Source organism: Methylobacterium longum (genome assembly GCF_022179385.1).
Taxonomy (GTDB): domain Bacteria; phylum Pseudomonadota; class Alphaproteobacteria; order Rhizobiales; family Beijerinckiaceae; genus Methylobacterium; species Methylobacterium longum.
The window spans coordinates 14,804-29,288 of sequence record NZ_BPQS01000041.1; the positions used below are offsets into that span (position 1 = coordinate 14,804).

A 14,485-nucleotide genomic window follows, 5' to 3' on the forward strand; every position below is an offset into this window, starting at 1 on the left:
AGCCCAGTGCGTCCGAGAAACCGAGTGCGTCCCCGCGGGATGCCGCCGGCACCGCCCGCGGTTCCGCTGGCCGGGCTGAAGGAAGCAACGCGGCGTTGATCCCGCGATGCGCTGGTACGGCAACCAGGCCGCGCGGGACGCCGCACCGGCCGGGTCGTCCCCGGCAGCACCCGCATCGCCGCGTGGGCCGGCGTTCCGATCGGCGCCGCCGCGCCCTGGCTCCCTTCATCCCCGGCGTCTGGCGCTAGCGGCCCGGGCGAACGGCCGACATCCTGGCGGCTGTGCCGAGGACAGCCATGCCGAGCGAGATCACCCTCTTCGAGGCCCGGCGGGTCATCACGATGAATCCATCGCGGCCGGACGCGACGCATATCGCCGTGCGCGACGGGCGCGTGCTGATGGTCGGGACGCGAGCCGAGTTCGACGGGCTCGACGCGGTTCCGGATCGGTGCTTCGCCGACAAGGTCATCCTGCCCGGCTTCGTCGAGGGGCACGCCCACGTCATGGAGGGCACCCTCTGGCGCCAGACCTATGTCGGCGCCGGCGACCGCCGCAGCCCGGACGGACGTCGCGTGCCGGGCCTGCGCGACATCGGCGCCGTCGTGGACCGGCTCTCGGAGGCGGGCCGGTCCATCGCCGACCCGGACCAGCTGCTCTACGGCTGGGGCTTCGATCCGCTGCATCTCGGCGGCGCGCGCCTGACCCGTCACGACCTCGACCGGGTCTCGACCACCCGGCCGGTGATGGTCCACCACGCCAGCCTGCACATCACCAACGTCAACAGCCTGCTCCTGGAGATGGCCGGCTTCGATGAAACCACCGCCCTCGACGGCGTGCCGAAGCTGCCGGACGGCACCCCGTCCGGCGAGCTGCAGGGGATCGCCGCCCGGCTGCGCCTGTTCCGGGGGCTCGGCTACAACCCCATGAGCGGGACCCTCGACGCCGCCGACGTGGGCCGGTTCGGCGCGGCCGCGCAGCTCCAGGGCATCACCACCATCGCCGACCTGCACAACGATCTCACGGACGCGACCGTGGCGGTCTACGGCGCTGCCTGCGTCGAGGGGTTGCCGGTGCGGATCGTGCCGGCGCTGGCCTCGGTCTCCTGTCCCCCGGAAGATGGCGTCGCCAAGATCGGCCGCCTCGCCGCCGCCAACACCGACCGCCTGCGCTTCGGCATCGTGAAGATCGTCGTCGACGGCTCGATCCAGGGTTTCACCGCCCGGCTCCTGCCGCCGGGCTATCACAACGGCGCGCCGAACGGGCTCTGGTACGTCGCCCCCGAGGATCTCGACCGGATCGTGGGGATCTACCACGCCGCCGGCATCCAGCTTCACATCCACACCAACGGCAACGAGGCCACCGAGGCGGCCCTCGACGCGGTCGAGAAGGCGCAGATCGCCCATCCCCGTCCCGACCACCGGCACACCCTCCAGCATTGCCAGATGGCGACCGAGGCGCAGCTGCGGCGGGTCAAGGCTCTGGGCCTCTGCCTCAACCTGTTCTCGAACCATCTCTATTACTGGGGCGACGCCCATCACGACCTGACGATGGGGCCGGAACGGGCGGCCCGGATCGACGCTGCCGGGAGCGCGGCGCGGCTCGGCATCCCGCTCGCGATCCACTCGGACGCGCCGGTGACGCCGCTCGGGCCACTGTTCACCGCCTGGTGCGCCGTCAACCGGACCACGTCGTCGGGGCGCCTGCTCGGCCCCGCGGAACGGCTGAGCGTGGCCGAGGCCCTGCACGCCGTGACGCTGGGGGCCGCCTACACCCTGCGGATGGACCATTGCGTCGGCTCCATCGAGGCCGGGAAGTTCGCCGACTTCGCCGTCCTCGACGCGGATCCGTTCGAGACGCCCCCGGAGGCGCTCAAGGACATCCCGGTCCACACCACGGTGCTCGGCGGCCGCGTCTTCGCGGTGCCGCCGGCATGAGGCGCGGACTTCCCGCGCCCGCGACGCGCTGCCCGCTCACGGTCGTCGGCGGCTTCCTCGGAGCCGGGAAGACGACGCTTCTGAACCGGCTGCTCGCCGGCTCCCAGGGCCGCTACGCGGTGCTGGTCAACGATTTCGGGGCGATCAACGTCGATGCCGGCCTGATCCAGGACCATGACGGGCAGACCCTGCGGCTGACCAATGGCTGCGTCTGCTGCAGCCTCGCGGACGGCTTCCTCGACACGCTGATGCGCGTCCTCGCGGAGCCCGAACCTTTCGATCACATCGTCATCGAGGCGAGCGGCGTCGGCGATCCGGGCGCCATCGCGGAGATCGCCCTGGTGGAGCCCGGCCTCGTCCTGCGCGGCGTCGTCGTGCTGGCGGATGCCGAGCGCCTGCCGGGCCTCGCCGCCGACCCGCGCCTGGGCGACACGCTCGCCCGCCAGATCCGCGCCGCCGATCTCCTCGTGCTGAACAAGCGCGACCTCGTGGATGCGTCCGGCCGCGCGGCCGCCCGGACGACGCTCGCCGCCCTCGCGCCCGGCATCCCGGTGGTGGAGACCGTGGCGGCCGCGCTGCCCGAGGCGGTCTTCGATCTGGGCGGCGAGGGTCCGGAACGGGCCCGGCGGGGATCTACCCGGCTGCGCGCCGAGGCGGTGACGCACGAGGCGGCCTTCCAGCGCCTGCTCTACAGGCGCGCCGGCGCGTTCGATCGCGCCGGGCTCGAGCGTGCGCTCACCGGCATGCCGGCCTCGCTCCTGCGGCTGAAGGGGCGCCTCGGTCTGGCCGACAGGTCCGAGATGCATCTGCTTCAGATGGTCGGGCGCCGCTGGAGCCTGTCGCCGCTGCCGGAGCCCGCACCCGACGCGGCCGAGCTCGTCGGCATCGCGGCGACCGATCCCGAAGCCGGCCCGGCGCTGGCCGGCCTCCTCGACGCCGCGTTGCGACCCCCGCAAACCCCACACGGAGACCGAAACCGATGCGCCTGACCAAACGCACGCTCCTCGGCGCCGGCCTCTCGGTCCTCGCCGCGCCCCTGACGGCCCCGATCCTCGACCTGCCGAAGGCGCTGGCCGACGACGCGGCCGCGCCGCTGGTGATCGGCACCAACCAAGTGCCGCGCCACTTCAACGGCGCCGTGCAGTCCGGCATCGCAACCGGGATGGTCTCGACGCAGATCTTCGCGAGCCCGCTGCGCTACGACGACCAGTGGAACCCGCAACCCTATCTGGCCAAATCCTGGACGATCGCCCCCGACAACCTCAGCGTGACGCTCCACCTCGTGGACAACGCCGTGTTCCACGACGGCCACCCGCTGACCGCGGAGGATGTCGCCTTCTCGATCGGGGTGATCAAGGCCAACCACCCGTTCCAGACCATGCTGGAGCCGGTCTCCACGGTCGAGACCCCCGACGCCCACACGGTCATCATCCGGCTCGCGCGCCCGCATCCGGCGCTGCTGCTGGCCATGTCGCCCGGCCTGATGCCGATCCTGCCCAAGCACGTCTACGGCGACGGCCACGACATCAAGACCCATCCGGCCAACCTGAAGCCCGTCGGCTCGGGTCCGTTCAAGTTCGTCGACTACAAGCAGGGCGAGTCGATCCAGCTCGAGCGGTTCGACCGATTCTTCATCCCCGGTCGGCCCAGACTGGCGCGGCTCGTCTACCGGATCCTGCCGGACCAGAACAGCCTCGTCATCGCCACCGAGCGGCGCGAGATCGGCATGCTGCCGTTCCTCTCCGCGGTGCGGGACATCGAGCGCCTCGCCAAGGCACCGACCCTCACGGTGACGGATCGCGGCTTCGAGGGGATCGGCCCGATCAACTGGCTGGCCTTCAACTGCGGGAAGAAGCCGCTCGACGACGTGCGCGTCCGTCGGGCCATCGCGCTGGCGGCCAACCGCGACTTCATCACCGGCAAGCTGCTCGGCGGCGTGGCGAAGGCGGCCACCGGCCCGATCGTGCCGGGCTCGCCGTTCTACGAGCCGGCCGTCGACCCCTACAAGCTCGACGTCGCCAAGGCGGACGCCCTGCTCGACGAGGCCGGCCTGAAGAAGGGGCCGGACGGCACGCGGCTCCAGCTCACCATCGACTACATCCCCAACGACAACGACCAGCAGCGCAACGTCGCCGAGTACCTGCGGGCCGGCCTCAAGCGGATCGGCATCGCGCTGCAGGTCCGGGCCGCGCCGGACTTTCCGACCTGGGCGCAGCGCGTCTCCAACTTCGACTTCGACCTGACCATGGACAACGTCTTCAACTGGGGCGACCCGGTGATCGGCGTGGCGCGGACCTACCTGTCGACCAACATCCGCAAGGGCGTCATCTGGTCGAACACTCAGCAGTACAAGAACCCGAAGGTCGACGAACTGCTGAACGCCGCCGCGGTCGAGACCGACCTGCAGAAGCGCAAGGCACTCTACGACGCATTCCAGACGATCGTCGTGTCCGAGGCGCCGATCGCCTATCTCAACCTCACGCCCTACAAGGCGGTCTACGACAAGCGCCTGACGAACCTGCCCCTGTCGATCTGGGGACCGCTCTCGCCCCTCGACGAGGTTGCCTGGGCGCAGGGCGCCGCGGGGGCCGAGCGATGACGGGCCTGCGCAGCCTCGGCGCGACTGCGGCGAACGCCGGCGGCCTGCTGCTCGCCGTGGTGGTGCTGAACTTCCTGCTGATCCAGGCCGCGCCGGGTGATCCGGCGCAGGTCATCGCCGGGGAGATGGGCGGCGCCTCGCCGGAGATCATGGCGGAGATCCGCACCCGCTACGGCCTCGACCGCAGCCTCCCCGAGCAGCTCGCGACCTATGTCGGCAAGGTCGCGCGGGGGGATCTCGGCTACTCGTTCTACTTCAACGAGCCGGTCTCGCGCCTCATCCTCGGGCGGCTGCCAGCCACCGCCCTGCTGGTCCTGTCGGCCCTCGCCCTCGCGGTCCTGGCCGGGGCCGGCCTCGGAATCCTGGGCGCCCGCAGGCCGAACGGCTTCGTCAGTCACGCGGTCTCCCTGGTGGCGATCGCCGGCAACGCCGCGCCAGTCTTCTGGACAGGCCTGATGCTGCTGGTCGTGTTCGCCTCCCTGTGGCCGGTGCTCCCGGTCGCCGGGATGGAGGATGTGGCCACCCCGCGCCACGGCCTCGCCTACGGCCTCGACGTCGCACGGCACCTGGTCCTGCCGGGGCTGACCCTCGGCATCGTCTACGTCGCGCAGTACAGCCGCCTGATGCGCGCCAGCATGATCGACGCGCTCAACGCTGACTACGTCCGGACCGCCCGGGCCAAGGGCCTGCCGGAGCGGATCGTGATCGGCAAGCACGCGCTGCGCAACGCGCTGATCCCCCTCGTCACCATGGTCGGGCTCCAGTTCGGGCAGCTCTTCGCGGGGGCGATCCTGGTCGAGACCGTGTTCGCGTGGCCGGGGCTCGGCCGGCTGACCTTCGACTCGATTCTGCGGCGCGACTACCCGACGCTGCTCGGCATCCTGTTCTGCTCGGCGCTGCTGGTCATCGCGGCGAACCTCGTCACCGACCTCCTCTACCGCCTGATCGATCCGCGGATCCGCGCCGGGAGGCCGGCATGAGCGCCCTCGTCGCGGCCGAACCGGCGGTGCGGCCCCAGCCGGTGCGATCCGAGACGGCAGCGCCGATGCCGCGCCCGGCCTCGAATCCCGGCCTCGCCGCGCTGGGCCTGTTCCTGCGCAACCCGAGCGGGCTCCTGGGCCTCGCCATCCTGACTGGCCTGCTGTTCGCCGCGCTGGCGGGCCCGCACCTCTACGGAGTCGATCCGTTCGAGATCGTCGGCGCCCCGTTCCAGCCCCCCGGGGGCGACCCGGTGCTCGGCACCGATTACCTCGGCCAGGATATCCTGGCGGCCCTGCTCCAGGGCGGCCGCGCGACCCTGCTGGTCGGCTTCTCGGCGGCACTCCTCACCGTGGTGATCGGCGTGACCTTCGGGGCGTTGGCGGGCTTCTTCGGCGGCCGGGTCGACGCGGCACTGATGAAGGTCACCGAGTTCTTCCAGGTGCTGCCGACCCTGCTGTTCGCGATGGTCCTGGTCACCCTGTTCGGCCAGAGGATCGTGATCACGACGATCGCCATCGGGATCGTCTCCTGGCCGCCCACCGCCCGGTTGACCCGGGCCGAGTTCCTGCGCTTGCGCGGCCTCGACTTCGTCAAGGCGGCCCGGGCGGCCGGCGCGGGCCCGTTCTACCTGATCGGCCGGGTGATCCTGCCGAACGCCGCGCCGCCGATCGTGGTCTCCGCGACGCTGGCGATCGGCACCGCGGTGCTGTTCGAGGGGGCCCTGAGCTTCCTCGGGCTGGGCGACCCCAACGTGATGAGCTGGGGGCTGATGATCGGGCAGAACCGCGCCTACGCCCTGGAGGCGTGGTGGACCGTGCTGCTGCCCGGCGCGGCGATCTTCCTCGCGGTCCTCGGCGTCAGCCTCGTGGGTGACGCGGTCAACGACGCGGTGAATCCGCGCCTGCGCAAGCGGAGCTGAGCGATGGCCCCCGTTCTCGCCGTCGAGGACCTGACCGTGACCCTGACGCGGCCGGGCGGCCCCGTGCCGGTCCTGGAGCGCCTGAGCTTCTCCGTCGAGGCCGGACGCACCGTCGCGCTGGTCGGCGAATCCGGCTGCGGCAAGAGCATGACCGCGCTGGCGATCATGGACCTGCTGCCGGAGGGCTTCGCCCGCGCCGGCGGCCGGGTCCTGCTGGCCGGGGAGGACATCGCGGCCGCAAAGCCGGCCCGGCTGCGGGCGCTGCGCGGCAGCGCGATGTCGATGATCTTCCAGGAGCCGATGACGGCCCTGAATCCAGTCTACACGGTCGGCGACCAGATCGCGGAGGCGCTGCGCCTCCACCAGCGGCTCGGGCGCCGCGCCGCCCTGGAGCGGGCGCTGGCGATGCTGAGGGCCGTGCAGATCCCCGCGGCCGAGCGGCGCCTGCACGCCTACCCGCACGAACTCTCCGGCGGCATGCGCCAGCGGGTGATGATCGCCATGGCGCTGGCCTGCCGGCCCAAGCTCCTCATCGCCGACGAGCCCACCACGGCGCTCGACGTGACCGTCCAGGCGCAGGTCTTCGACCTGCTGAAGGCCCTGCAGGACGAGATGGGCACTGCCATCGTGCTGATCACCCACGACCTCGCGGCGGTGGCCGACATCGCCGACACCGTGGCGGTGCTCTACGCCGGACGCTGCATCGAGCAGGGCGACAGCCGGTCGGTCATGCGCGCGCCGCAGCATCCCTATACGCGGGGGCTGATGGGCTGCACGCCGCACCTGCGCCTCGGCGCGGCGGCCGATGCGGGGGTGGGGACGCTGCGCGAGATCCCGGGCCTCGTCCCGCCGCTGGGCCGGCGGCCGGCGATCTGCGCCTTCGCGGATCGCTGCGGCCGGGCCGACGCCACCTGCCTGGACAATCCCCAGCCGGCCCTGACCGAGGCCGGCCCGGCCCGGGCGGTGGCCTGCTGGCACCCGGAGGCCCGCGCAGCATGACGACGAGCACCGCACCGGCCCCGATCGGAGCCGACCTCCTGCAGGTCAACGACCTGAAGGTCCACTTCCCGGTCCCGGGCGGCGGGCGGGTCCACGCGGTCGACGGCGTGAGCTTCGTCGTGCGCCGGGGCGCGAGCTTCGGCATCGTGGGGGAATCCGGTTCGGGCAAGTCCACTACGGCGCAGGGGATCATGCGCCTCGTCCCGGCGACCGCAGGTCAGGTGGTCCTGCGCGGCGAGGACATCCTCGGCGTCCGGGGCGCCCGGCTCCGGCAGGCCCGGCGACACATCCAGATGGTGTTCCAGGATCCGTTCGCCTCCCTAGATCCCCGGCGCTGCGCCGGGGATCTCGTGGCCGAGCCGCTGCGGCTGCTGGAGGGGCTTTCGCGCAGGCAGGCGGCGGCGCGGCTCGACGCGCTGTTCGCCGCGGTGGGCCTGCCGGCCGATGCCCGGAGCCTGTTCCCGCATCAGTTCTCGGGCGGGCAGCGCCAGCGCCTGTGCATCGCCCGGGCCCTAGCGACCGGGCCCGACATCATCGTCTGCGACGAGGCGGTGTCGGCCCTCGACGTCGCGATCCAGGCGCAGATCCTCAACCTCCTGGCCAAGCTCCAGGCCGAGCGCGGCCTCGCCTACATCTTCATCTCGCACGACCTCGGCGTCGTGCAGCACCTCTGCGACGAGGTCGCGGTGATGTATCTCGGCCGCATCGTCGAGCAGGCACCGACCCGGACGTTCTTCTCCGCCCCGCACCATCCCTACAGCTGGTCGCTGATCTCGGCGGCGGTGCCGGCCGGTCCGGCGCGGGACGCCTTCAAGGCGCGCTACCTCGTGCGCGGCGAGCCGCCGAGCCCGATCGATCCGCCCGCCGGCTGCCGGTTCGCTGGGCGCTGCCCCTTCGCGGTCGAGCGCTGCCGCGCCGAGGATCCCGCCCTGCTGGCGACCGGCCCGGGCCACTACGTCGCCTGTCACCGGGTCGGCGAGATCGAGGCGCCGGATTTCGACCGGGCGCAGGCGGCCTGACGTCACACGGTTCCCGATACGAAAGGCCGCCCCGAACGCGCGGGGCGGCCCGTCGGGTCCGTCGGCTGCGGCCCGCTCAGGCCGCTTCGTCGCGATGGTGGTACCAGCGATACAGCATCCGCTGCCCGAGGCGCCGGAACGGGGCGAAGGGGTGGCCCGGAAGCGCTCCCTCGAAGATCGGCAGGCCGGCGGGTTTGCGCCCGGCCACCAGCCCGGCGAGCCGACGGCCGGCCTGGGCCGAGAACGAGACGCCGTTGCCGCCGTAGCCCAGGGCATAGAACAGGGGATCGCCCGGTTCGGGCTGGACGATGCGGGGCATCATGTCGTGGCTGACATCGACCCAGCCCCACCACGAATAGTCGATCTCGATCCCTTCGAGAGCCGGGAACTTCTGGTGCAGGCCTTCGACCAGCAGGCGGAGGTGGCGCGGATGGGTCGCGTCCGCCCCCGTGATCGCGCTGCGGCTGCCGATCTGCACCCGGCCGTCGGGGAGCCGGCGATAGTAGAACCGCAGGGTGCGCGTGTCGGTGACGAAGGCGGTGCTGCGCAGCGTCGCGGCGATCTCGTCGGCGGTCAGGGGCCGCGTGACCAGGGAATTCGACAGGATCGGCATGATCCGGCTGCGCAGGCGGGGGTGCAGCCCTTGGCTGGTATAGCCGCCGGTGGCGATCGCCACCGCGCGGGCCCGCACGGTCCCGTGGGGCGTCCGCACCCGGAAACCGCCGCCGTCGCGGTCGATCCCGAGCACCGGACTGCCGGGGTGGACCTTGGCCCCGGCCGCCCGCGCGGCGCGGAGATAGCCGAAGGCGAACTTGGCCGGATGGATACCGATCCCCAGCGGCTCGTGGAGCGCGCCGACCGCCCCGGCCTCGTCCATCCAGTCCCGCCGCAGCTCGTCCGCGCCGAGCATCCGGGTGCGGTAGCCGAAGACCGTATTGGCGACCTCGGACTCGGCCGAGAGCTTGGCGAAGGTGCGGGGCCGATGGGCGACGTAGACGTGGCCGCCGGGCTGTGGATCGGGGTTGAACTCGCGCACCAGGCCGGTGAAATAATCGAAGCCCTCTAGGATCTCGGCGTGAAGCCGGAGCGCGGTCTCGCGGCCGTAGCGGGCGATCCATTGCGAGCGGCTGAGCCGGCCCGAGGCGTTCTGGCCCTGGCCGCCGTTGCGGGTGCTGCAGCCCCAGGCGACCCGGTTGGCCTCCAGCACGGTGGCCTTGATGCCGTGGTCCCGGGCGAGGCTGAGGGCGCAGGACAGGCCGGTGAAGCCCGAACCGACGATCACCACGTCCGCCTCGGTGTCCCCCGTGATCGGGCCGTCATCCGCCGGCGGCGGGCCGGCGGTGGCGACCCAGTAGGTCGGCGCGTAGGCGCGGTCCGTCCCCGGGGTGGCGCTGGTCAGCGGGTCGTAGGTCGGATCGTAGGGGGCACCGGTCGGGCGCGGGACGGGATCGGGGGTCAGGCTCACGATCCGCCTCCCTCAGGCCGCCTGGACCGGGCGGTCCTTGCGGAAGGCGCTCTTGCGGGCGATCAGCCGGCCCTCGAACACGAACAGGTCGACTCCCTCCGCGGCGATCCGGCTGCCATCGGCCCGGGTGCCGGTGAAGAGCCATTCCGACGTGGCCCGCTCCCCCGCCAGCATGTGGCGCGACACCGTCCAGGCCACGTCCGGCATGTCGGTCCAGACCGCCACGAAGGCCGCCCGTACCGCGTCCCGGCCGGTCAGCCGGCGGCCGTGTGCCTCCGGTCCGGCTGCGGTGTCGAACACGACCCCCGGCGTGAAGCAGGCCATGACGCCGTCGGCGTCGTGGCGGTTGAAGGCCGCGAACAGGCGCTCCAATAGGGCGTGGCGCTCCGCCTCGGTCGTCGCTTCATTCATCGCACTGGGCTCCCCTTGCGCGCCCGCAGGCGGCCATCGTCCGCCACGACCTAGCGCCGCCGCCGTCCGCCCGACGAGGTCCAGGCGGATGCCAACGACGCATCCAGTTGGCGGGTCAGCCGAGGCACCCGACAGGAGCGGCGGAGCGGGTCCGGTCGGCTTCAGGATCCCCTGAGCGTCGGCCTATCCGCGAGTCCGCTGGAAGCCGGCGTGCGCCGGCTCGGACGCGCGCCGGTGTCCGGACGGCCAAAGCCCGGGGACACCGGGTTGCGCCTGGCCCGCTCACTCGCCGCCGCCTGGACCTGTCGCGACGCCCGGGGCGCTCGTATCGACGCCAGGATGCCCCAATCCGACCGCGAGTGAGCCGCCCATGTCGAATGAACCGGAGAGCCTAGCGGGTGGCCGCGCGCGCCTCCCCCAGGGCGTGCGTGACCTCCTGGTCACCCTCGCCGGGCGCCACCTCATCGGGAATGCGCTGGTCGGCCCGGTGGACGGAGCGTGCCTCACCGTCCTCGACCCGGCCACCGGGCGCGCCCTGGCCCAGGCGCCCGCAGCCGGCCCGGCGGACGTCCAGGCGGCGGTCGCGGCCGCCCGTGCTGCCGGCCAGGCCTGGGCGCGGGTTCCGGCCCGCGAGCGCGGGCGGTTGGTGGCCGAGGGCGGGCGCCGCATCGGGGCGGCGTCCCCGGATCTCGCCCCGCTGCTCGCCGCCGAGACCGGCAAGGCGATCCGCACCGAGTGTCGCCCCGAGATCGCCACCGCGGCGGATATCTTCGCGATGTTCGGCGGTCTCGCCACCGAACTGAAGGGGGAGACGCTGCCGTTCAGCCCGGACATGCTCGCGCTGACAACGCGCGAGCCCCTGGGCGTGGTGGCGGCGATCCTGCCCTGGAACGTGCCCCTCGTGCTGATGGCGCTCAAGATCGGACCGGCCCTGGTGGCCGGCAACACCGTGGTGGTGAAGGCCTCCGAGGAGGCGCCCTTCGCGACGATAGAGGCGGCGCGCCTCCTGGCCGATCTCCTGCCGCCCGGCGTCCTCAACGTGATCTGCGGCACCGGTCCCGCCTGCGGGGCGCCGCTGGTCCGGCACCCTGACGTCGCCAAAATCACCTTCACGGGCTCGCAGGCGGTAGGCGAGGCGATCTACCGCGAGGCCGCCGACAAGCTGATCCCGGTGAGCCTGGAACTCGGCGGCAAGAGCCCGATGCTGATCTTCACGGACGCGGACCTCGACCGGGCCGTCGCGGGCGCGGTGGCCGGGATGCGCTTCACCCGGCAGGGCCAGAGCTGCACCGCCTCAAGCCGGATCTACGTCGACGCCGCGCTGCACGACCGGTTCGTGGAGCGGCTGGCCGCCGCCGTCTCGAACCTCAGGATGGGCGATCCCCTGGACGAGGCCACCGATATCGGCACCGTGATCAATGCCCGGCAGCGCGCCAAGATCATGGACTACATCGCTCAGGGCGAAGCAACGCCGGGCGCGCGGGCCGTGCGGTGCGGGCGCCTGCCGGCCGCGCCGGATCTCGCCGGGGGCCTGTTCGTCGAGCCGGTCCTGTTCACCGGTCTGAGCGAGGACAGCCCGCTCATGCGCGACGAGATCTTCGGTCCGGTCGCCTGCATCGTGCCGTTCTCCGACGAGGAGGCCGTCCTGGCGGCCGCGAATGCGGGGGCATTCGGCCTCGCCGCGACGGTGTGGACCCGGGACCTGCGCCGGGCGCTGCGGGTGTCGCACGCGCTGGATGCCGGCTATGTCCAAGTCAACCAGAACCTGACGATCCAGCCGAACCTCAGCTACGGCGGCTTTAAGAAGTCCGGCCTCGGTAAAGAGGCCTCCTTGGAGTCGATGCTGGAGCACTTCACCCGCAAGAAGACCATCGTGGTCGACATGCGTTAGGGGGATGGCGGCCGCTCTTCCGATGCCTGAACCGGCATTCCTGATCGCGATCGCGGCCGCAATCTTCGCCGCGGCGCTCATCCGCGGCTTCACGGGCTTCGGGTTTGCCCTTGCTGCCGTGCCGCTGCTCGGCTTCTCGCTCCCGCCGAGCCAATGCGTCCCGCTCGCTGTCGCCCTCCAGTTCTGCGCGAGCCTCTCCGACCTGCCGCGGGCGCGCCGGACCTGCCACTGGCCCTCGCTCGGCTGGCTCGTCGCCGGCACCGTGGTCGGCTCGCCCCTCGGCGTAGCCGCGCTGGCTGCGGCGAGCCCGGACGTCGCCCGGCTCTGCATCGCGCTGGTCTGCGGCTGCGGGACCATCGCTCTCTTGCGCGGCTTTCGCTTCGCCGGGCTCCCGCGCGGCGGCGCGACCCTGGCGGTCGGACTGGCCGCCGGCCTGTGCAACGGGCTCGCGGCGATGCCGGGTCCGCCCGTGGTCGCCTACTACCTCGCGACGCCGCTCTCGCCGCAGCAGGGGCGCGCCTCGCTGCTGATGTTCTTCCTGGCGACGTCGATCGCCAGCGCCGTCAGCCTCGCGACCGCCGGGCTCTTCGGGGCCTCCCTGGCGATCCCGGTGATGATCGGCATCCCGCTCATCGTCGCCGGCAGCCGGCTCGGCGAAGCGCTTCTCAGGCTCGGTGCCGGACGGGGTCATCGCGCCCTGTCGATCCTGCTGCTCTGCACCGTCGCTGTCACGAGCGTGGTGCAGGCGGTCTCAGACCTGCTCGGGCATCCCCTGTGACGCGAGGATCCCGGCCGGCGTGACCAGTCCCGCGAGCCGGGTGAGGCCCGCCTCGATCCGGTCGGTGCGGATCGAGGCGAAGCCCAGGCGGAAGCAGGCGCGGCCGGCCTCCGGATCGGCGTAGAAGATGTCGCCCGGCTCGATCAGGACGCCGCGGGCGCGGGCGCGCACGCTGAGATCCCGGGCATCGAGGCCGACAGGCCCCTCCACCCAGAAGCTCGTGGCCCCCGGGTCGCGCCGCCAGCGGAACGCGGGCAGGAGGCGGGGCAGCAGGCTGGCGATCCGGACGGCGCGCTCCTCCAGAACGCCGGCGGTCCGGCGCAGATGCGTGCGATAATGCCCGAGCGCCACGAACATCGCGGTGGCGCGCTGATTGTTCGAGGGTGGGTGGCGCAGCATCAGCCGCCGCAGCACGCGCAGCTCCGCGATCACGGCTCGGGGCGCCACCACGTAGCCGACCCGCAGGCCCGGGGCGAGCACCTTCGAGAAGCTGCCGACATAGATCACGCGGCCGTCCGCATCGAGGCTCTTGAGGGACGGGATCTCGTCCGCCAGTGCGAGGTCGGCCTCGTAATCGTCCTCGACCAGGACGACGTCGTGGCGCCGCGCGGCCTCAAGGAGGGCGCGGCGTCGCTCCAGCGGCATCACCGCGGTGGTCGGGCACTGATGCCCCACGGTGACGAACGCCACGTCCCGGCCCGCGAAGGCCGCATCGGGCACGACCCCGTGCCGGTCGATGGCGAGCGTCGCGAGGTCGTCGGTGGCGAGGGTCAGCATGTTGCGGGTATCGGGATAGCTGGGATCCTCGACGCCCGCCGGCGTGTCGCGGTCGACCAGAAGCTGGATCAGCAGCGAGAGGGCCTGCTGCGAGCCGATGGTGACCATCACCTCGTCGGCGCTCGCGAAGATGCCCCGCCGCGGCAGCACCTGCAGGCGGAGCTGCTCCACGAGATCGGCATCGTCCTCGTCGATCAGGTCGCCCGCCCAGGCGTTGATCTCGGATACCCCGGAGGCGGCCCGCACGCTCTCGCGCCAGTCGTTGGCCGGGAACAGGGACGGATCGAACTGGCCGAACAGGAAGGGATAGGGATAGTCGAGCCAATCCCGGGGCTTGGTGATCTGCCGCAACTGCGCGGGCCGGACCGCGAAGCGCCGCGACCACGCGATGGTTCGTTCGTGGGACGGTCCGCGCGTTTCGGAGACGGTCAGATCTGGCGCCAGAAAGATCCCGCTGCGCTCGTGAGCGACCAGGAAACCCTCGTCGATGAGTTGCTGGTACGCGTTCACCACGGTGTTGCGGGCGACGCCGAGCAGGGCCGCCAACTGGCGCGTCGAAGGCAGCCGGGCCTCCGCGGTGAACAGCCCCCGTTCGATGGCCGTCACGATCGCCCGACGGATCTGCAGGTGTAGCGCCAAGCCACTCCGGTCAAGCTCGCCAAACAGCTGCGTCCAGGCGAGGGCATGATCTGTGATAGCCATGGCATCCGGC

Annotated in this window: 12 protein-coding genes; 9 read left to right on the top strand and 3 right to left on the bottom strand. The window is 72.1% G+C overall.

Annotated elements, in window-relative coordinates; genetic code table 11:
• The first annotated feature begins 296 nt into the window (after window positions 1-296).
• The 7 genes from MFF58_RS24220 to MFF58_RS24250 are packed head-to-tail and all read left to right on the top strand — an operon-like array spanning window position 297 to window position 8,451.
• Window positions 297-1,934: an amidohydrolase gene (locus MFF58_RS24220; protein ID WP_238291581.1), complete on the top strand. Its 1,638-nt coding sequence runs from the start codon at window positions 297-299 to the stop codon at window positions 1,932-1,934.
• Complete coding sequence (locus tag MFF58_RS24225) at window positions 1,931-2,923, top strand: CobW family GTP-binding protein (RefSeq protein WP_238291582.1); 993 nt, start codon at window positions 1,931-1,933, stop codon at window positions 2,921-2,923. The genes MFF58_RS24220 and MFF58_RS24225 overlap by 4 nt, the downstream gene beginning before the upstream one ends.
• On the top strand, window positions 2,914-4,533 hold the full coding sequence (locus MFF58_RS24230) for an ABC transporter substrate-binding protein (protein ID WP_238291583.1): 1,620 nt from the start codon (window positions 2,914-2,916) through the stop codon (window positions 4,531-4,533). Before MFF58_RS24225 ends, MFF58_RS24230 begins: the two co-directional genes overlap by 10 nt.
• On the top strand, window positions 4,530-5,513 hold the full coding sequence (locus MFF58_RS24235) for an ABC transporter permease (protein ID WP_238291584.1): 984 nt from the start codon (window positions 4,530-4,532) through the stop codon (window positions 5,511-5,513). The genes MFF58_RS24230 and MFF58_RS24235 overlap by 4 nt, the downstream gene beginning before the upstream one ends.
• Entirely contained in the window at window positions 5,510-6,433 is a 924-nt protein-coding gene (locus tag MFF58_RS24240; protein WP_238291585.1) for an ABC transporter permease, read from the top strand. The genes MFF58_RS24235 and MFF58_RS24240 overlap by 4 nt, the downstream gene beginning before the upstream one ends.
• 3 nt (window positions 6,434-6,436) lie before the next feature.
• A complete protein-coding gene (locus MFF58_RS24245; RefSeq protein WP_238291586.1) occupies window positions 6,437-7,432 on the top strand; it encodes an ABC transporter ATP-binding protein in 996 nt (331 codons plus the stop codon).
• The gene (locus MFF58_RS24250; RefSeq protein WP_238291587.1) at window positions 7,429-8,451 is read left to right on the top strand and encodes an ABC transporter ATP-binding protein; all 1,023 of its coding nucleotides are present in this window, start codon (window positions 7,429-7,431) and stop codon (window positions 8,449-8,451) included. Before MFF58_RS24245 ends, MFF58_RS24250 begins: the two co-directional genes overlap by 4 nt.
• Before the next feature lie 76 nt (window positions 8,452-8,527).
• On the opposite strand, the gene MFF58_RS24255 is transcribed toward MFF58_RS24250, so the two are convergent.
• Both MFF58_RS24255 and MFF58_RS24260 read right to left on the bottom strand, forming a co-directional pair.
• Window positions 8,528-9,916, bottom strand: a complete 1,389-nt coding sequence (locus MFF58_RS24255) for an NAD(P)/FAD-dependent oxidoreductase (protein WP_238291588.1) — start codon at window positions 9,914-9,916, stop codon at window positions 8,528-8,530.
• Between the two features lie 12 nt (window positions 9,917-9,928).
• Entirely contained in the window at window positions 9,929-10,327 is a 399-nt protein-coding gene (locus MFF58_RS24260) for a nuclear transport factor 2 family protein (RefSeq protein ID WP_238291589.1), read from the bottom strand.
• A gap of 370 nt (window positions 10,328-10,697) precedes the next feature.
• On the opposite strand from MFF58_RS24260, the gene MFF58_RS24265 reads away from it, so the two are divergent.
• Window positions 10,698-12,218, top strand: a complete 1,521-nt coding sequence (locus MFF58_RS24265; protein WP_238291590.1) for an aldehyde dehydrogenase family protein — start codon at window positions 10,698-10,700, stop codon at window positions 12,216-12,218.
• 22 nt (window positions 12,219-12,240) lie between these two features.
• On the top strand, window positions 12,241-12,996 hold the full coding sequence (locus MFF58_RS24270) for a sulfite exporter TauE/SafE family protein (RefSeq protein WP_238291591.1): 756 nt from the start codon (window positions 12,241-12,243) through the stop codon (window positions 12,994-12,996).
• Here MFF58_RS24270 and MFF58_RS24275 read toward each other — a convergent pair.
• On the bottom strand, window positions 12,970-14,475 hold the full coding sequence (locus MFF58_RS24275; protein WP_238291592.1) for an aminotransferase-like domain-containing protein: 1,506 nt from the start codon (window positions 14,473-14,475) through the stop codon (window positions 12,970-12,972). The genes MFF58_RS24270 and MFF58_RS24275 overlap by 27 nt on opposite strands.
• Window positions 14,476-14,485: the final 10 nt, after the last annotated feature.